Here is a 17,613-nt window from a genome sequence, read left to right on the forward strand (position 1 = left end):
GCCTGGCATCTCCAGCGGGATGTTCGCCTGTAAAAGTGCAGGTCAGACACTCATGCGGCGAGGCCGAGCTGGGTTGTCCTGACTCTCCAAGCCGGGTCGTTGAGACCGAGGTAGATCGTTCGCGGCGCCCGCTCCAGTCGCCTGTAGTCGCTGGCAGTAGCGCTGCCCGCCTCGATGCGCTCGGCCGACGCGGCAATTGTCGCCCGACGTTGCAGCCAGTCGAACCACGCGGACCGCAACGGCTTGCTGAGTTCGTCGAGTGCAGCTCGACGGCGGACGGTCCGTGCAACCTGGGCGTCCGGGCTGAGGTTGCGCCACCAGTGAAGCTGGTGGCGCAGCGAGCGGTAGGCGCGCACTGCAGGGTGGGTGCTGGAGGCTAGCCGTTCACCGGGTTGAAGGCTGGCTAGGGCTGCGCAGCGGGCACGCCAGTGGCGGCGTTCGCGGGAGAAGCGGCGGCGGAGCAGGGTGGTGTCTGCGCGGCCCTGGCTGGGGGGGCCGGGGGTGTCCTTCGGACTAGTGGGGGAAATTTTCGCAAGCGCCGCTTCGATGGGCGCGGTTGCGGCTGGGCCGGGTTCATAGGCATGGCAATCAGCCGAGCCTCCTGCGTAGCTGTGTGCCATGCTGAGCACTTGCCGGTCGATGAGGAGATCGCGGGCCATCCGAACGGTTTTGACGTCCATGGCGGCACGCAGGGCTAGATCACGTACCGACACAGAGCCCTCGCGGGTGACGAAGACTGCGGCGAGAGCGTGCAGCAAGCTCCGACAGCTTTTCAATCGCCGGCCGAGATCGCCAGCGGCCGCGAGAGCTTCGTCCAGGCCACTTCGCGTGGCATCGATGCGGGCCGCAGCCATTGCGGACGCCGCAGTGGTTGCGACGGATTCCGCGACGCGGCGTCGACGCGGTCGTTCGTCTTTGGCAGCATCGACGGCTCGCAGCCAGCGGCGCCGCCAACTAGCACGACCTATTTTGTTGCACGCTGCCCGGCAGGCGGAAAGTGCCCGCTGCCAGGCGCCGTCCTCACTGATGCCCTCCTCGGCGGCGACGATCGTGACGACATCGAGCCAGACGTATCGACGCCAGGAGTGCTCGCCCCGTTCGCGCGCTTTGGATCCGGGCCTGTTCTGGATCCGCCACGCTCTGTCGACAGGGACGCCTGCGCGGTGCAAAGCGCACGCTTCGCCGAATTCACGGGCAGACCGTGATGTGTCTCGGACCGTTGCTCGTCCGCTGGGACGCTGGCGCTTTGCGCCGCGCCGAGGCGTGCGGTTCGCCGGGATCGCAGGCAGCTCCGTCTCGGAGGTGAGTGTTCCGCCGAGGACCGGAGCTCGATAGTGGTGCCGGTGCGGGGCGGATAGCAGACGAAGCACGCCACCAGTGCGGTCGTCGATAGGAACTCGGAAACGGCGAGTGAGCGCGCCGCATAAGCGGCTCCACTCATCGACCTGCTCACCCGAGGTAAGAACGGTAATAACATGGAACCCCCCGGGCCTGCCGGACTCACGCACGACGTAGTCAAGCTTGCGCCTCGAGCACCAAGTCACGAGGACTTCGGCGCAGGCAACAGCGAGGGTGACATCCGCAGGTTCTGGGTCGATGTCAGCCGCGGCCACGCCGTACCGGAGGGTGCCTGCCGCTGTCTCCACCTGGCCCGATTCAATAGCCGCATACGCCTTCTCAAGGGTCTTCACCCGTCGCGGAGAGAGGTTGTCTGCGTCGATCAGAACATACGGCTTGGTGAATATCGCCCGGTCAAGATCATGAAATCTATCTTCGAGGTGACCACGCGCTGCTGTGTCGGCTCCTTTTTCAGCTAGGCGTGCGGTATTCTCGGAGTAGCCCATGTTGGTACTCCTAGCGTTCGGTGGCTGCTGCCTCACGGTGTCGAGTCGTGTACGAGGCGGTGGCTAGCTAAAACCAGACATGGGCGATGGCACGTGCGGGCTGCAACCCGCTGACCACCACCGCAAAGCTCCAGCCGGAAACGGTTGGGGCTTTTCGGTTTTCAGCTCTTGGTATCAGTCTTCTGCGCTTGATATTTAGTTGTCATGTCAATTTCTTCTAAGAGGCCTCCTCTAGGAGGCCCTGATTGAGTTCTCGTACAAGCTGGGGCTTCCCCGCCTCGATGCAGGCGAGATCGGCCAGCCATTGACTGACCGAGGAGCAACCCTGCTTCCGGGCAAGATCTAGGACGTTGCCTAACTCGGCGGGGAACCGGACGGTATAGCCAGCGCTACGCCGCCCTTTGCTTGGACGACCTCTCTCTGCCATCGTCGTTGTCTCCTTCGGGTCAGACCGCCAGGTTTTCTGCATCACCCAGCGGACCCGATTATTGAGGACATTTGTCGTCAATCGGCCGCGACGCGCCGCAGCGCCGCGATATTTCTGCATCCGAATTTGGCCACTAAGCCCCTACGACGCAAGACCAGTTCACAAGCGCGCAAGCTCGACGAGCGCGCCGTCTGGGCCCAAGCCGTCGTTGGCGCGTAACGCTCGGTGTGGTTGGCCGCCGGATCCGCTCGAACTCGATACGTTGGGTGTATGCGCTCACATCCGTCGAAGGTGGTTGTGTCCCAGGAAGTTTTCGAGAGTGAGCAATCACGTACCTATACGCTCGTACGTCCGCGCGCCGTGCGAGCGGGTGCGCCGCTGGTGCTGGTCCTTCATGGTTTGCGGGATACCTACGACTCGACGCGCCGCTACTGTGGTGGGTCGTTCGATCGGTTCGCGGCCCGTGACGGGGCGGTGGTGGCGTATCCCGATGGGGTTGACCGCGAATGGAATTCGGCCCGCAAGGCCGTGATGCTGTCCCGTCGGGTCAAAACGATTGATGACGTGGGGTTTCTGCGGGCTCTGGCCGAACAGTTGGTCACGACATGGGATTTGAGTGCTCAGCCCTACGTCGTGGGGTTCTCGTTGGGAGGGCAGATGGCGATTCGGCTGATCTGCGATGCCCCGGGTCTGCTCGCCGGCGCCGCACTGATCTCGAGCACGCTTCCTGCTCCGGGCAATCGTGCGTGCAGCAGCCTTCCGCCGATTCCGGTGCCGGTGCTGACTTTTCATGGCACCGCCGATGCTCTCGCACCGTGGAGCGGCGGCACAGTAGGCCTGCGGCTCGTACCGGGGCAGCGGCGACCGTTCTTCGGTAAGGGCCCGCACGAGTCGGTTCCGGAAACACTCGAATGGTTCGCACGCCGCAACGGCATCGACGGGGCACCCGTGACCGACTGGCTTCACACCGGTTCCGGGTGGGCTGGACGCATCGCCTACGAAAGCCCTGGAGTGCCGCCGGTGACCGGCTACACCGTGATCGGGGGAGGCCACGAGATTCCGGGCCCGCGCTGGCATCGGTTCCGGCCGGACACCGAGGTCGGCGGCGGCCTGATCGCCGCGGACGCAATCGCCGAGTTCTTCGGCCTGGCCCACATCGGACCAGGCTCCCTCCCGAGCTCTTAAGCGGGAACGCCTGCGGTCAGTGGGTATCGCGGGCGTGCCGGTGTTGGCACACTGGCGATATGGAGCGGTGTCCGTTCGAGGCTGGTATCCACGAGGTGGACGCCCTGCATGAGGAGCTGCGCACGTCCGAGGGTGGGGTGCATCAGGCGCAGTTGCCGGACGGTTCTCCGGTATGGGTCGTCGCCGGCTATGACGCCGTGGCCCGGCTACTGGCCGATCCGCGGATGTCGGCGGCGAAAGCGGCCAGCACGACAGGATTTCGCGGGCAGAATTTGCCGCCAGCCTTGGATGCGAACCTACTGAACATCGACGGCGAGCAGCATCGGCGGGTCCGGCGGCTGGCGGCCGAGGCGTTCGCGCCGCGCAATCACGCCAAACAGGAAGCCGTCGTGGCCGCGGCGGTCGCCGGTCTGGTCGACGCGCTGCCGAGCCATGGGGAGATCGACTTGATGACGGGGCTGTGTGAGCCGCTGCCGCCGCAGGTGATCGGCACGCTGCTGGGCTTGCCCGGTGACAAACTCGCCGAGTTCCGCGCCGCAGCCGCTCCGATGTTCGCCGTTGACACCTCCACGCATGGGCAAGCGCTGGCGGGCTCGCTGGCCACGATGCTGCTGCTTGTGGCCGGGGTGATTGCGGACAAGCGCCAGCATCCCGGCGACGATCTGCTCTCGTCCTGGATCGCCGCGCGCGACGGCGCCGACCGGCTCAGCGAAGAGGAACTGATCTCGCTGGCCTTCGTGATGATCGTCGGCGGGTTCGAGAACGTCACCAGCCTGACCGCGCTGGTGATCGATGAACTCATACGCCACCACGAGCCCCGGGCGCGTCGGTTACTCGGCGACAAGAGCGGGTTCGCGTCCCTGATCCGGGACCTGATAGGCCAGGTGGGTCCGGTGAACTACGCTCTGCGGCGGTTCCCGCTGACCGATATCGAGGTCGGCGGGGTGCTGATCCCCCGGGGACACACCGTCGTGCTGTCGCTGCGCTCCGCGCGCCTGGATCCGGCCAGCCGCGGCCCGCTGGTGTTCGGGCACGGTCGCCACTTCTGCATCGGCGCCGCTCTTGCGGAGATGCAGACGGTGTACGCGGCGCGCGCGGTGCTGGAGAAGTTCGAGCACCTGCACCCGATCAAGCAACGCCACAGCTACCGCCTCCGGCCGTCCTGGCTCACCTACGCCTTGGCCGAACTCACCGTCGCGGCCGGTTGACCTGCACGAATCTCGGTGGACCGCAACTAAGATCGCAATCGACAATGCGAACGTACGAGTAGCCACCTATGCAGGGATAGGGTCCTATGGCGAAAGCAGGATGGATTCTGGTCGAAACCCTCGAGCAGTCGCGAGCAACGGTCGTGGCCCGCGACAACGAGCCACGTGCGCGAACAAGTTTCGAGCGTGCCGTACAAGACCAGGTCGGCGGCGGCCGGGCACCGGGCAGCGAGGCAGCTCACTGGCTGGAAACGATCATCGAGCAAGTACGCGAGCAAGCCACGCCCATCACCGATGCGCACACATTGCGCAACGGGCGGGAGATCGGGGTTCGCGCCATCCCGGTCCTGGGGGCGAACCGTAACGTGCACGGGGTTCACCTGTGGCTGGGAGCGCCGGGCGCGACTCCGCCGGGCCCACCGCTGTCGGCGTTCGGGTTCACCTGGAACTCCCAGCTGCGCACCCTGTCGATGCCGCCTGCACTGTCGGCGGGCACGACCCGCTCGACCATGACGGCACCGGAGCTATTCCGGTTCGTCGAGCCCGAGGACAACCTCGGACTGATCAAGGCACTGCTGGCCCCACGCCCCGGCGCCGACTGGCAGGGACCGGTCACCATGCACATCCGCCGACAGCGAGTTCCCGCGTACGTGGTCCTGGTCGCGGGGCCGAGCGGAGACGAACACTGTTGGCAGGGAATATTATTCGAGACCAGCGTGGTGGACGCCGCACGGACGGAGAGCCTGGAGGCGGCCGCACTCGCCGCGATTCCCCGGATGGTGCAGGTACACATGGCGTTGGTCGACGTGGCGAAGATGCGTCTCATCAGGTGGATCACCGATCCGATGAGTGACGTGCAGTGGAAAGGACAGGTCGACCAGCGCGATACGCCACACCCCGACGATGTGAAACGGATTTTCGCGGCTGCGGCCCAAGTGTTCAATGGCACGGTGGATTCAGCTGTGGTGGAAGGTATCCGACTACGACGCCGTGGTGGAGGTTGGGTGGTCGCCGATTCCTCGGGCGCGCTCATGCGCACCAGTGACGACGGGCCTCTGCTCGGGGTCGTCGAGTTCCGCGTGACCGGCTACTCCGACGAACCAGATCCCGTCCCCCCGACCGACTACGGACACCCCGGCCTGGATGATCCGAACTATCCCGGCGGGCCGATCGCATGATGGGCCAGGCCCCCTCTCAATGGCACAACACGGTGTAGGCCAATGGATTACGGCATCTACTGTCCGAAGAACTCCCCCGGATTGCGGCGCACTTGCTGGAGAACTTCGTAAGGGGTTGTCCCCAGGCGGGTATCGACGGGAGCAGGTGCCGGCGGGGCGGGCACAGCGGCACCGAGTTTCGCCCACGGAAACTGCTCGAACAGCTCCGCATATTGCGCGTGGCCGAGGACTACCTCCTCGCCCTTGTCGAACCACTTCAGCACGGAGCACTTCGCACGATACCCCTCAGCGACTTTCCCCTTGTGGTGGATGACGTCGTTGCGGATCAGGCGCAGGTCCCCGAAGTAGCCGACCTTGACGTCGTCCGGGCTGGTCTTGCCCAGCAGCGGAGCGAAACGAGGCTTGAAGTAGGCATTCCATTCCTCGTAGAACGACGGGATCCAGGCTCGGTTGAACCAATTGTGGTACTCGCCGCCCGGCCCGAACGGCATCGTCTGGTTGTCGATTTGGATCGTCGACAAACCCGGCTCCGGCGTCAGGCGTATCCCGTCGACCGGGTGGGCGAAGTCGAAGTACAGCGGCCGGTAGCGGCTCACCGAATACGACTGCTGCATCTTCGTGATCGCGAACAATGCGCCTCCACTCGGGGCCAGGCGCGCCATCAGAACATGCCGCCGGAGCGATTCGAACAACTCCTCGGCGATAGCTTGAGGTTCACTCATTCGGTTATCATCCGCCTCGCCCCCGACAGCGCACACGATCGTTTCCCCCACCACGTCGATCGCAGCCCATGGCGCAGGCCACAAATCCCCCTTGCGGTGACATAGCCCACTGCTATGATGTGTGCGAACCAACTACCCGGTACCTGTCTCTGACGGACGCCGGATGACAGCTCGACCCAATCCTGGGCGAGCTCGATTCCCGTTTGCGCGTCAGGAGGCACCGGATGATCATCACGCCAGCATCTTCCCCGCTCACCAGTCCAGAGCACCCTCGTGTGCCCGTTGAGATGAGCGGGTCGAACTCGTGCACCGGTAGGAGTCCTGAGCGGGAAGGACGTTCAGGCTGGCGCGCCGATGGCGCGTGTGCGTGTTCGGTCGTAGGAGGCTCGTACCTCCGCGGTGGTGATGCCGAGCGCGTCGGCGAGGCGGGCGGCGTTCTCCTCGGTCAGGGTGGCCGATCCTTCTTCGAGCCGGCCGATGCTCGAGCCGCTGATGCCGGTGCGCGCGGCCAGGTCCGATTCCAGCCAGCCGCGCAGGAAGCGCCAGTCGCGCAGGAAGCGCTGCTCGCGCGGGATCGGCACGAGCTGTTCCATCGGCACGCCGAGCACTTGGGCGACGCGGAACAGCAAATGAACACTCGGGGATTTCTGCCCGGCCTCCCACTGCTGGAGGGTGGCGATGCCTATCTCGGCTGCGCGCGCGAGTTCGGCGCGTCGGCGCAGGTCGGGGTTCGGGTGCGTCTCCCGGGCGTGCCTGAGCGCTGCTGGGTCGAAGCCGCGTGTGACGCGGCGTGTCACTGCGCGCGTCGGGGTCGGTGGTCCATCAGGAGACACTGTGCCGTACCCCCTAGAGAAGTCTTGCAACGTATGCAAGTATCGTATGGGAATAGAGTATTATCGCAGGAAGGAGCGCAGATTGGGAGACGCGTAAAGGGTGCGATACGAAGCGTCGAACGTGCGGGTGCAACCGCAGGGGAGACCGTCGTAGTCGCGTGGTGAAGGAACCTTCCCCCCGGTGCAACGGGGGGAAGGCCCAGACAACTCCAGGGATTCGCGGGCGCTACCGCCCCTGGAGCCAGTGCAGAAACTCCGAAAGGCTCTGCAATGACAACACTATCCCGCTCTGCCGGGACCGCAGTAGCAGCTCACCGCCGCCGCGGCGCCGGACAACGCAGCGAGCTGCTGCGGGTCGCTCTGGCACCGGTGGTCGCGACCACGGTCCTGCTGACCGCTTGCGGGCTGGCGCACGCCGCTCCCGAGCAGCCGGGCATCACCGGCCCGGCCAAACCGCAACAGCCCGGGGTGACGACCACACCGCCGGTGCCGAAGGTTCCCGAGCAGCCCCAGCAGTCCCCGCTGGGCAACGCCATTCCTTCCCCGGCGCTGCCGAGCGATCCGAGCCAGTACCGCAGCCCGGCTCCGCCGCCCGCGACGGGCCCGAGCCAGTACCGCGCTCCGGGCCCGTCGAGCGAGGAGGGCCCCGGAGGTGCGCAGGCGGCTCCGTCGCAGCCTGTGGCCCCGCAACAGCGATCCGCACCCGCGCCCTCGCTGGGGCAGGATCTGCCCAATCTGCACGCCCCGGCCCCGGTCGAGCCGCCGAAGGTGATCGTCCCGGTGGCCCCGGACGAGCTGGGCCTAGGGGACCTGACCGTCGCCCGCCCGGATTGGGTGCCCGCCGATGTCGCGTGGAAGATCAACGGTCACATCGCGTTGCTGCAGCGCGACACCAACGCCGCGTTGCAGTCGGTCGGTATCAACGGCTCGCGTGCCGATCTCATGTCCGCGGCGATGGTGCTCGGCGGGGTGAGCGGGTTCGCGATCGGCGCAGCCGGCGTGGGGGTGCCCCTGGCCGTGATCGGCGCGGTCGGCGGAGGCCTGATCGGCGGCACGGTCGGCGGGATCGGCGGTGCCGTGCTCGGCACGCTGATCCCGGTGCCCGGACTCGGCACCATCACTTCCGGTGTGGCCGGAACCGTAATCGGTGCGGGCGCCGGTGCCACGATCGGCGCGGCCGCCCTGGGCGTGCCCGGTGCGCTGGCCGGGGGTGTGGCCGGTGCGGGGATCGGCGTGCTGGCCGGTGGTATCGCCACCGCCGGAGACGGCTCGGATTACGTTGCGCCGGAAGAGGTTCCACCGGTCCCGGCCCCGCCAACCCCGTCGCTGCACGAGCAACTGCGCGCGCAGGCCGATGCCACGCTCGCCACCGGCGAGCAGGCGGTGGACTGGGTGACGGCCCAGCCCGACGGGCAGCAGGTTCTCGACGCCGTCGCCTCGACCGGTGCGGCCCTGGCCCAGACGTGGCAGGACCAGCCGATCGCCGAGCAGGTCGACGCGACGGTCGCCCAGGCGGCCCGAGACGTCGTGAGCACCCTGGAGAGCACTCCGGCGACCGCGGCGGTCACCGAGGCGGTCACCGCCGCCATCGCCGAGCAGCCCGCGTTCACCCCCGAGCAGTTCGGGCCGCTGACCGATGCGGCCAACGCCGCGCTGTCCGCCGTGCAAGGGCTGGTGCGGTGATGACGGCGGCGATGATCCGATGGCGGGCCGCCAGCTCGATGCTGCTGGCGGCGGCACTGACCTGCTCGGTCCCCGTGGCGGCTTCGGCCGAGCCCGGCCCGGCCCCGGCCGCGACCGACTGCGCGGACGTGATCGCACTCGCGGTCCCCGGGACCTGGGAGACCAGCGCCACCGCCGACCGCGACACCGTGCCGGGCATGCTCGGCCAGGTCACCGGTCCGCTGCTGGCCGCGCTGAACTCGGCGCCACCGACCATGGCCGTCCCGGTGACCCCGCAGGCCAGTCCGGCCTGGACGCCTGCCTCGACGGCGCGGGCCACCTCGGTCGTGCCGAAGCCTCGGACGGCGTCGGTACGTGCCGAGCAGGTGCCCTACGTGGCACAGGTCGGCGGCCCCATCGCGGGTATGGTCACGGGAAATCCGTTGACGCTCAGTCAATCCCGCGACAACGGTGAGTCGGCGCTGGAGACCCGGGCCAGGGAGCTGGCCCAGGCGTGCCCGCTGTCGAAGTTCGTCGTGCTCGGCTACAGCCAGGGTGCGCTGATCGCGGGCGACTTCTTGTCCGCGGTCGGCAACCGCAAAGGCGTGATCGACCCCTCCCGCATCCTGGCCGGCGCGCTGCTGTCGGACCCGAAGCGCTCGGCGACCGCCGAGGCCTCCGGCCCGGCCAACGCCACCGCCTCCTCGCCCTATTCGGCGAACACGAAACTGTCGTCGGTGGCCGAGACCCTCGTCGGGGCGAACCCCGGCGGGCAGGGTGTTCTCGGTCAGCGCGAGGGCGGGATGGGTGTGCTCGCCGAGCGGGTGACCACGATGTGTGCGCCCAGCGACACCGTGTGCTCGCTGTCGGGCAAGTCCAAGGTCGTCGCCGCGGTGGTGCCGCTGCTGAACATGACTCCGGAGGATCTGCCGGACTACCTGATCGGCAAGGGCCTCGAGCTGGTCAAGAACGTCGCCAGCGCCGACCCGCAGGTCCTCGCCAAGGCCGCCAAGTCGGTGATCACCGAGTTGACGAAACTCGGTGTCGCCGCGGCGACTTCGCCGGAGACGCTGCCGATCGCGCTGGCGGAGATGGTGTTCGCCTCCACGATGCTCGACGACGTCGCCAAGGTCATCAACCTGCCCGAGTTCGACGCGCTGGTCTCGCTGACCAAACCCGACGAACTCATCCAGCAGGCCTCCCAGGCGCTGTCCTACCTGCTGCTGGACGCGCACCGCTCCTACGCCAGCGGCTACAAGGTCGACCAGGGCGGCGACACCGCCACGCAATGGATCGTGAAATGGCTGACCGCGAAGATCCAGGCCGGTCTGTGACCCGGTGAGGTTCTTTCCGCTGGCGGCCGGTATGGGAGTGCCGGACACCAGCGGAAAGAAACACCCGACATAACCAACTTCTCGGGCGATCGACGCCCGGCGCAAATACAGCACCACCGAAATTCCGGTGGATACGAGCTTTCACTACACACATCTGGGGAGGTGTGACCGCGATGAACAAACCGTCGAAACTGATAGCGCTACTACTGGTGCTGATCATTGTTCCGGTGCTGATCGTCGCGGTCCTGCTCGACGGCGACAAAGACAATCCCAGTTTCGCCCAAGGCAAACTCGCCACCGGCACCGTCGCGCCCGAATACGAGGCGTGGGTCATCGCGGCCGGCACCCTGTGCGAGGAGATTTCCGCCCCGCTCATCGCCGCCCAGATCGAGCAGGAATCGAACTGGAACCCCACCGCCGTCTCGCCCGCCGGAGCCCAAGGCCTGTCGCAGTTCATGCCCTACACCTGGCCCGCCTACGGCATCGACGCCAACAGCAACAGCGTGATCTCCCCGTTCGATCCGCCCGACGCGATCATGGCCCAGGCCAAATTCGACTGCGCCACCGCCGCGCAAGCCAAGAAAGACCTTGCCAGCGGCCGGATTTCGGGCGACCTGATCGACATCGTGCTCAACGCCTACAACTGCGGCTACGGCTGCGTGCTCGCCAACGGCGGCCCGCAGATCGTCAACGGCGAGACCGAGGGCTACGCCCCCGGCGTCAAGGACCGCATGGCCAAATACACCCAGCTCGGCACCGGCGGCGGGCTCACCACCCAATGCAGTCAATTCCGCCCCGGTGCGGGCTTCGGCACGAACGTGGCCGCAGCGGCCCTGTGCTGGCAGGGCACCCCGTACGCCTGGGGAGGCGGCAACCTCGACGGACCCTCGCAGGGCACCCGCGACGGCGGAGTCGCCGACTCCTACGGCGATTACGGAAAAGTGGGATTCGACTGTTCCGGGCTGGTCCTCTATGCCGTCGGACAGGCAAGTGGGAAAACCATCGCACTTCCCCACTACACCACCCACATCCTCAATGACTCACGCGGCAGGCCGGTAACCCCCGGCGAAATCCAGCCAGGAGACGTCGTTTTTCCGGGCGGTGGAGATCCGCAGCACGTCGCCATTGCGCTCGGCGCCGGAAAAATGGTCGAGGCCCCCCAATCAGGCGACGTGGTGAAAGTTTCACCCTTATCAAATCTGGGAGCAGGAATTGAAATCAGGAGGTTCGGATGAGAAGAAATCCGAATGCGGTCTCCCGCCGGTTCCCGTGCGTGGGCCGCGCGATGGGCCCGTCGCGAGTGTCGGTCACATCTTCCAATTCGTATGAAAGGGCTTGTCTGTCATGACTTCTACCGATCTGATCAGTCCCGCTGTACCGGAGCCCGCCGCGGCGCTGGACACCACCGCGGCCGAAATCGACCTGATGTCGATGAGCGAGCGACGCGAGGTGCTCCGTTCGCTCGGCGATCATCACGGTGCGGCGCTCGGTGCCGCGGACTCCTGGCGCAGGCTCGAGGGGGTCGTCGCCTTCTTCGAGGAGGCCGATCTCGGCGAGCCCGGTAGCTGGATCTCCCGGGTCAACGCGACAGTGATCGAGGCCGTACAGCGAGGAATCGTCCTCGCAGCCGACCCCGCAGCCGACGACTTCGGAAACCCGGGTTCGCGGGCGTGGGCCGACTACCTGGCAGTGGTCACTGGCGGGGCGCCGGAACCGAACGCGGCCGCGCGAGCGTGGAGCTGGGCGCGGCGGGTGGCGATCGACCACGGCAAACGGTGGGCCGCAGCCCACGGCACCACGCCGAGTCCCGTGCAGGCACGGTTTTTGATGCTCGCCGATCTCGGCTCCCTGGCCGTGGCCCACCGCACGGTCATGGACGCCGTGCTCGCCTACGCCGGACTGCTCGGCCCCAGCCTGGCCGACATCGATCCCGCCGTGGTCGACCGGCTCTGCGACCCCGCCGACGTGGACGCGGCGCGACGCGCCTGCAAAATCGCCTACGCGGCCGCGATCTTCGAGCCGCGAGCGACATGCCACGCCCAGGAGCATCGGCTGGTGCCGATGGTGCGGGGGCTGCTCGACATGCTGGCGGGACACTCATGAGCCCCGCGCGCCTGGTGGCAGCGGTGCTGGTGGCCGGGGTCGTGCTGGTGGTGGCCGGGTGCTCCTCGGGTAGCTCAGGGCACACCGAACGCACGGTCACCTCGACACCGCGGACCTCGTTCGTGATACCGACCCAGACCACCTCCCGGGTGGCGGCCACCCCGCCCTCGACGCCCCTGCCGGTCCCGGCGTCGATTCCGGCCGAGATCGGGGTGGTCGACCAGACCAGCGTCGACGCGGTCGCCGCCGCGGTGGCGCGGATCTGGTACGGGTGGGACACCACCCGCGACCTGACCCCGCACGACGCCAAACTGCGCGCGGTCCCCCTGCTCGAGCCCCGCCTCGCTCAGCTACTACGTGATTACCCGCCGATCGCGGGTCCGGGCGCGGACTGGCTGGAGCTGACCGCCCGCTCGGCGGTGCTGAGCGTGCCCGCCGACGGCGTGCGCCCCGGCGTGGAGGCCGGCGCACCCGCCGACACCGCCACCTCGGCGGTGCGGCTGCTCGAGATCACCCAGACGGTCAGCACCCCCGACGGTCCGCTGCCGGATCGACGCCTGGTCGTCGGGCTCGCCCTGGTCAAAGTCGGCGCCGAGTGGCGCGTCACCCAAGTGGGCACGCGGTGAGCGCGCGACTGCGGCGACCGGTGATCGGCGGCATCGCCGGGGGCGTCGGCACGACCACCGTGGCGCACCTGCTCGACGGCATCGACCTCGGTGTCATCGAGGCCAACGGAACCCAGAGCGTCGATGTCCTGGTGACGCGCGCGACCGCGGTCGCGGTGAGCTGGGCGATCTGCACCGCCCAGAAGATGCCCGCCCGTCCGGTGCTGGTCGTGGTCGCGGGCAGCGACGGGCGCTGGCCGGCGGTGGTGGAGCGGCGATTGAAGATGGCCGCCGCGAACCTGGCCACCCCGGTGCTGCGCCTGCCCTGGTTCACGCCGCTTCCCGCCAGTGACAACCCGTGGGATCTGCTGGCCACCGGTGTCTTCGACGCCGACCGCAAGACCTACCGCTGGGCCGAACCGGCACGGCGGTTCCGCGACGAGCTGGTCCACGCGGTGATCACCGCGATCGAACGCGAGACCTCGCGCGCCGCGGTGGACTCCGATCCCGAGCCCGCCGACGACGACCGCGACCGACCCGTCATGCGGGTCTGCTGACCGACACGACGAAAGGAATCACGCCCATGTCCACCCTGCTGATGGCCGCCGACTGGCTGGCCCAAGGCCAAGTCCCCAACCCGCCCGCCAAGCCACTACCCGGGCAACTCGGTAGCCGCCTCGACGACGTGCTCGGGTACGGCAAGACCCTCTGCCTGTTCCTGGCCATGGGATCGGTGCTGGCCGTCGCCGCGATGCTGTTTGTCGGCCTGCGGGGCCGCAGCGACACGGCCAAAAACGCGCTCACCCACCTGCCCTACGCCCTGCTCGGTGTCGTGATCACCGGCGGCGGCGCCGCGATCATCGAAGCGTTCCAATGAAACGGACGCTGTGGGCGCTCGTGGTCGCCGTAGTGGTGACCGCGGCGAGTGCCGCGGGTGTGCACGCGCAGCCGCCCACGACCACCCCGAACCCCGCACCGCCGAGCCAGCAGCTCAGCCCGCAAAGCCCGGGTGGTGGAAGTGGTGAGCAGATCCCGATCCGCGACCCGAAAACCGGTGGCGTGCAGTGGGACAAGTTCGGCGGCGATCCGGCCGAGGCCCCCGCCGATCTGGACGCGTTCATCACCGACGCGCTGGGCTGGCTGCGCACCCTCGCCCTGGTGTGCGCGGTGGCCGGGATGCTGATCCTCGCCGCGGCGCTGATCGTGGGTATCCGGGGACGCTCCGAGCAGGCCAAGAAGGCGCTCGAGAAGTTCCCCCTCGTCCTGGGCGCCACGGTGATGTCCGGGTCCGCCTACACCGTACTGATGATCTTTCTCTGAAAGAGGTTGAACGACAATGCCGTTGACCACTCGAGAGTTCCGGGAAGACTCGCCTCTGTCGGGCGTACGTCGCCGCTATGTGAGCGGAGCCGCCTGCGCGGGCGTGCTGGTAGTGCTCACCGTGATCGCACTCGGCGGCTCCGGCCCCGACGCGCCGGACACCACGGCGGGTATCGGAACCGGTGCGGGCACAACGACTCTGACGACGAGCACCTCGAAAGGGTCACTGGTTCCACCGGTCCCGGTCCACCGTGACCCCGCCGATCCGGAGTGGCTGACCGCGGCCCCGCAGGGCATGTCCTGGCAGCGGGTCGACGGCGTACCTTTGCCGTTCACCGCCTCCGACGGGCCCACCCGCATCGACGGTGCGGTCGCGGCCGGCTACAGCCACACCCCGCAGGGTGCGGTGGTGGCAGCGCTGCAGATCAGCATGCGAATCCTGTACTCCCCCGATTACGCACGCGTCCTCGACGCCCAAGCTGTGCTGTCGGCCGCCGACCGGGCAAAGATCCTCACCGCGCGGGCCGCCCAGCCCCGGCTGGACCCGGCCATCGTGCAGGCCAGCACGGTGGCACCCGCCGGATTCAAGATCGGCGACTACACCGGCGACGCCGCGACCGTCTACTACGCCTACCCGCGTCCCTCCGGGTCCTATCGCATCGCCCGCCAAGCGGTGGTGTGGCGCGACGGTGATTGGCGCTACAGCAGTGATCTGATCGCCCCGGCGCTGCCCGAAGCGCCGGACCTGACCGGATTCACCCCGCTGTAGCGAAGGAGACACGCCGATGTTCACCACCCAGGAATTCGCCGAAGGCCCCGCCCGCCGAGGCCCGCACGCTCCGCGCCGCTGGCTGCTGGCAGCGGCGGCCGCCGTGCTGATCGTGATCGTCTCCATCGTCGCGATCGCGCTGATCCGCGACCGGACAACCGATTCGGCGACCTCGACCGAGCCCGGCACGCTCGCCACGGCGACCCCGCCGCGCGAGCTGGAATGGAAACTGATCAACGGTGTCCGGTTGCCCTTCGGCGCCGACGGCCCAGCCAAGGTCGAAGGCCCCCGCGCGCACGGCTACACCCACACTCCCCACGGCGCGCTGCTCGCCGCCTGGCAGATCTCCACCCGCGTGCTGACCGATGTCCGCTACGAGCAGATCCTGAGCACCCAGGTACGCGCCGACCTCGGCCAGCAACAGCAGCTGCGCAACGCGGTCACCCAGACCCGCAACCTGTCGCCCGAGGAATTCGACGCCGCCTTCCGCCAGCCCGTGGCCTTCCAATTCGCCACCTACACACCGACGTTCGCGCGGATCTACTTCGCGGTCCCGTCCAGCAAAGGCGGCTACGACTTCCAGCGCCGCGCAGTGCTCTGGGACGGCAACGACTGGGTCTACCAGGTCGATTCCGGCCTTCCCGAGCTTCCGAACTCTACGGCCCTGAAAGGGTTCACGACCTTCTAGGAGGAGTCCACCATGACGGTTCCCGGTACGCGCCCACGTGCGCGAAAGACACTGCGGGCCACGGTATTACTCGGCGTGCTGCTGGCGGGTGCGACCGCCGGCGCGGGCATCGTCACGGCGGCACCGACCTCCCCGATCCCCCCACGGCTGTCCCAGCTCAGTGCCGAGCAGCAGAGCTGGCGCGACAGCGACGGCGTCATCTGGTGCCCGGCGCATCCGCAGTTCCCCGGCTGCAAGCCCAGCGGGCCGAGCGGGCCCGTCCTGGGCTACCGCTACCCCGCCGAGGACACCGCGTTCACGGTATGGGTTCGTATCGCGGGGGGCAGGCGATGAACCCGCAGACTCGGACACCCTCGAGGCTGGGGCCGATGGTGCTCATCGGTCTGCTGCTGGTGCTGCTGGCGGGCGTCGCCGGGCCGGGCACCCTCGCCTCGGCCGCACCGCCGCAGATGCCGCAGAAGTTGTCGGAATTGAGTGCCGAGCAGAAGAGCTGGCGTGACAGCGACGGCGTCATCTGGTGCTCGGCGCATCCGCAGTTCCCCGGCTGCGCGGACAACCCCGACACCGGCTACCTCTACCCCAACGACGACACCCTCTACCGGGCGCAGATCAACAACGGAGCCAAGCAGACCACGATCGACCTGAGCCCGGGAACCGTCGCCGAGAACACCGTCGGCAAAGCCGTGGACTCGGCATTCGGCAAGGCCGCCGAATCGATCGGCAAGTTCGCCGGGGACCTGCTGGTGGAGTCCATGAGCTGGTGGATCGGCACCGACTCGATCAGCCTGTCCTACGCCGGGGTGATGGCGGGCAAGGCCCCGGTGCAAAAGGTCGTGTTCTTCATCATGATGGCCGGAATCCTCACCGGCGCCATGGTGATGATGGTGACCCGGCGCAGCGAGCCCGGCGCGCAGATCCTGCTCGGCGGTGTCAAATACGTCGTCATCTCCTCGATGGCGCTGATCGTGCTCTCCGGCGCGATCCACGCCGGAGACGACTTCGCCCACCAGCTCATCGACCGCGACGCCAACCAGTTCGGGCAGCGGGTGCAGGCGATGCTGGGTACCGCCACCATCGGCAACCCCGGAGGGGTGCTGCTCCTCGGCCTGCTCGCGGCCATCCTCGGATTCATCCAGTGGGTGATGGGCTTCATCCGCCAAGCCGGGATCATCGTGCTGTACAACATGATCCTGTTCGCCGCCGCCGGACAGCTCACCACCTGGGGACGCCAATGGTTTCCCCGCATCGCCTCCACCTGCGTGGCCCTGGTGCTCTACAAGCCGATGGCGGCGTTCATCTACAGCCTGGGCTTCCAGCTCATCGGCCAGGAGCAATCGCTGTCCACCCTGGTCACCGGGCTGATGGTGGTCGCGCTCGCGGTCATCGCCTTGCCCGCGATGCTGAAGTTCTTCGACTTCATGGGCATGCATGTCTCCGGCGGCTCCGGCGCACTGGGCATCGCGGTCGGCGGCCTGGCCGGCGGTGCCCTCGGCGCCGCCGCGGCCATGGGCGCAGGCGGGTCGGGATCGGGAGCGGCGTCCGGCGGAGAGGGATTCGCGAACTTCATGGCCGCCACCGGCCCCAGCGGCGCGGGTGAACACGACCCCTCTCCCGGCAATGGGGGCTCGCCCGCACTGACCTCCGGCTCGGCGCAACCCCAGCTGGAATCCGGCTCCTCCCCCAAGTCCCTGGGCACCGGCAACTCCGGGCTGGAGCTGGAAGCCGGACCCGGCCC

At 67.9% G+C, this 17,613-nt stretch carries 18 protein-coding genes; 15 read left to right on the forward strand and 3 right to left on the reverse strand.

Features of this window, described 5'->3' with window-relative positions; genetic code table 11:
* Positions 1 to 50: 50 nt before the first annotated feature.
* The gene (locus tag ON39_RS47910) at positions 51 to 1,844 is read right to left on the reverse strand and encodes a hypothetical protein (RefSeq protein ID WP_246003239.1); all 1,794 of its coding nucleotides are present in this window, start codon (positions 1,842 to 1,844) and stop codon (positions 51 to 53) included.
* A gap of 697 nt (positions 1,845 to 2,541) precedes the next feature.
* Between ON39_RS47910 and ON39_RS46455 the strand changes: the two genes are divergently transcribed.
* The 3 genes from ON39_RS46455 to ON39_RS39990 all read left to right on the forward strand — a co-directional run bounded on the left by ON39_RS46455 (position 2,542) and on the right by ON39_RS39990 (position 5,842).
* Entirely contained in the window at positions 2,542 to 3,456 is a 915-nt protein-coding gene (locus ON39_RS46455) for a CE1 family esterase (RefSeq protein WP_110293967.1), read from the forward strand.
* 59 nt (positions 3,457 to 3,515) lie between these two features.
* Entirely contained in the window at positions 3,516 to 4,664 is a 1,149-nt protein-coding gene (locus tag ON39_RS39985) for a cytochrome P450 family protein (RefSeq protein ID WP_040742030.1), read from the forward strand.
* 86 nt (positions 4,665 to 4,750) lie between these two features.
* Complete coding sequence (locus ON39_RS39990; RefSeq protein ID WP_051187706.1) at positions 4,751 to 5,842, forward strand: GAF domain-containing protein; 1,092 nt, start codon at positions 4,751 to 4,753, stop codon at positions 5,840 to 5,842.
* A 56-nt stretch (positions 5,843 to 5,898) separates the two neighbouring features.
* Here the strand turns inward: ON39_RS39990 and ON39_RS39995 are convergent, their stop codons facing one another.
* Entirely contained in the window at positions 5,899 to 6,615 is a 717-nt protein-coding gene (locus ON39_RS39995) for a hypothetical protein (protein WP_146251413.1), read from the reverse strand.
* Between the two features lie 287 nt (positions 6,616 to 6,902).
* The gene (locus ON39_RS40000) at positions 6,903 to 7,361 is read right to left on the reverse strand and encodes a helix-turn-helix transcriptional regulator (RefSeq protein ID WP_040742032.1); all 459 of its coding nucleotides are present in this window, start codon (positions 7,359 to 7,361) and stop codon (positions 6,903 to 6,905) included.
* Between the two features lie 306 nt (positions 7,362 to 7,667).
* Here ON39_RS40000 and ON39_RS46460 point away from each other — a divergent pair, with 306 nt between their 5' ends.
* The 12 genes from ON39_RS46460 to ON39_RS40060 form a co-directional block, all read left to right on the forward strand.
* Entirely contained in the window at positions 7,668 to 9,080 is a 1,413-nt protein-coding gene (locus tag ON39_RS46460; protein WP_146251412.1) for a hypothetical protein, read from the forward strand.
* The gene (locus tag ON39_RS40010; protein ID WP_246003238.1) at positions 9,080 to 10,393 is read left to right on the forward strand and encodes a cutinase family protein; all 1,314 of its coding nucleotides are present in this window, start codon (positions 9,080 to 9,082) and stop codon (positions 10,391 to 10,393) included. The genes ON39_RS46460 and ON39_RS40010 overlap by 1 nt, the downstream gene beginning before the upstream one ends.
* 173 nt (positions 10,394 to 10,566) lie before the next feature.
* A complete protein-coding gene (locus ON39_RS51235; protein WP_040742054.1) occupies positions 10,567 to 11,628 on the forward strand; it encodes a C40 family peptidase in 1,062 nt (353 codons plus the stop codon).
* 109 nt (positions 11,629 to 11,737) lie between these two features.
* Entirely contained in the window at positions 11,738 to 12,496 is a 759-nt protein-coding gene (locus ON39_RS40020) for a hypothetical protein (RefSeq protein WP_040742034.1), read from the forward strand.
* Entirely contained in the window at positions 12,493 to 13,122 is a 630-nt protein-coding gene (locus tag ON39_RS40025) for a hypothetical protein (protein WP_040742036.1), read from the forward strand. The genes ON39_RS40020 and ON39_RS40025 overlap by 4 nt, the downstream gene beginning before the upstream one ends.
* Entirely contained in the window at positions 13,119 to 13,658 is a 540-nt protein-coding gene (locus ON39_RS40030; RefSeq protein WP_051187708.1) for a hypothetical protein, read from the forward strand. Before ON39_RS40025 ends, ON39_RS40030 begins: the two co-directional genes overlap by 4 nt.
* A 26-nt stretch (positions 13,659 to 13,684) precedes the next feature.
* Entirely contained in the window at positions 13,685 to 13,978 is a 294-nt protein-coding gene (locus ON39_RS40035) for a hypothetical protein (RefSeq protein ID WP_040742038.1), read from the forward strand.
* The gene (locus ON39_RS40040; protein ID WP_040742040.1) at positions 13,975 to 14,421 is read left to right on the forward strand and encodes a hypothetical protein; all 447 of its coding nucleotides are present in this window, start codon (positions 13,975 to 13,977) and stop codon (positions 14,419 to 14,421) included. The genes ON39_RS40035 and ON39_RS40040 overlap by 4 nt, the downstream gene beginning before the upstream one ends.
* Positions 14,422 to 14,437: 16 nt before the next feature.
* Complete coding sequence (locus tag ON39_RS40045; protein WP_040742042.1) at positions 14,438 to 15,190, forward strand: DUF8175 domain-containg protein; 753 nt, start codon at positions 14,438 to 14,440, stop codon at positions 15,188 to 15,190.
* A 16-nt stretch (positions 15,191 to 15,206) separates the two neighbouring features.
* Positions 15,207 to 15,878: a DUF8175 domain-containg protein gene (locus ON39_RS40050; protein WP_040742044.1), complete on the forward strand. Its 672-nt coding sequence runs from the start codon at positions 15,207 to 15,209 to the stop codon at positions 15,876 to 15,878.
* 12 nt (positions 15,879 to 15,890) lie between these two features.
* Positions 15,891 to 16,211 (forward strand): hypothetical protein, encoded by a 321-nt coding sequence (locus ON39_RS40055; protein ID WP_146251410.1) that lies wholly within the window; start codon positions 15,891 to 15,893, stop codon positions 16,209 to 16,211.
* Positions 16,212 to 16,246: 35 nt separating this feature from the next.
* The coding region (locus ON39_RS40060; RefSeq protein WP_169335955.1) for a TrbL/VirB6 family protein at positions 16,247 to 17,613 on the forward strand (1,367 nt) is incomplete at its 3' end.

The sequence above is a fragment of the Nocardia tenerifensis NBRC 101015 genome, assembly GCF_000308715.1.
Taxonomy (GTDB): Bacteria; Actinomycetota; Actinomycetes; order Mycobacteriales; family Mycobacteriaceae; genus Nocardia; species Nocardia tenerifensis.

Bases quoted from the DNA above. Each gene is read 5' to 3' on its own strand.
- ON39_RS47910 (WP_246003239.1), bottom strand. From the start codon at position 1,844: ATGGGCTACTCCGAGAATACCGCACGCCTAGCTGAAAAAGGAGCCGAC.
- ON39_RS46455 (WP_110293967.1), top strand. From the start codon at position 2,542: ATGCGCTCACATCCGTCGAAGGTGGTTGTGTCCCAGGAAGTTTTCGAG.
- ON39_RS39985 (WP_040742030.1), top strand. From the start codon at position 3,516: ATGGAGCGGTGTCCGTTCGAGGCTGGTATCCACGAGGTGGACGCCCTG.
- ON39_RS39990 (WP_051187706.1), top strand. From the start codon at position 4,751: ATGGCGAAAGCAGGATGGATTCTGGTCGAAACCCTCGAGCAGTCGCGA.
- ON39_RS46460 (WP_146251412.1), top strand. From the start codon at position 7,668: ATGACAACACTATCCCGCTCTGCCGGGACCGCAGTAGCAGCTCACCGC.
- ON39_RS40010 (WP_246003238.1), top strand. From the start codon at position 9,080: ATGACGGCGGCGATGATCCGATGGCGGGCCGCCAGCTCGATGCTGCTG.
- ON39_RS51235 (WP_040742054.1), top strand. From the start codon at position 10,567: ATGAACAAACCGTCGAAACTGATAGCGCTACTACTGGTGCTGATCATT.
- ON39_RS40020 (WP_040742034.1), top strand. From the start codon at position 11,738: ATGACTTCTACCGATCTGATCAGTCCCGCTGTACCGGAGCCCGCCGCG.
- ON39_RS40025 (WP_040742036.1), top strand. From the start codon at position 12,493: ATGAGCCCCGCGCGCCTGGTGGCAGCGGTGCTGGTGGCCGGGGTCGTG.
- ON39_RS40035 (WP_040742038.1), top strand. From the start codon at position 13,685: ATGTCCACCCTGCTGATGGCCGCCGACTGGCTGGCCCAAGGCCAAGTC.
- ON39_RS40040 (WP_040742040.1), top strand. From the start codon at position 13,975: ATGAAACGGACGCTGTGGGCGCTCGTGGTCGCCGTAGTGGTGACCGCG.
- ON39_RS40045 (WP_040742042.1), top strand. From the start codon at position 14,438: ATGCCGTTGACCACTCGAGAGTTCCGGGAAGACTCGCCTCTGTCGGGC.
- ON39_RS40050 (WP_040742044.1), top strand. From the start codon at position 15,207: ATGTTCACCACCCAGGAATTCGCCGAAGGCCCCGCCCGCCGAGGCCCG.
- ON39_RS40055 (WP_146251410.1), top strand. From the start codon at position 15,891: ATGACGGTTCCCGGTACGCGCCCACGTGCGCGAAAGACACTGCGGGCC.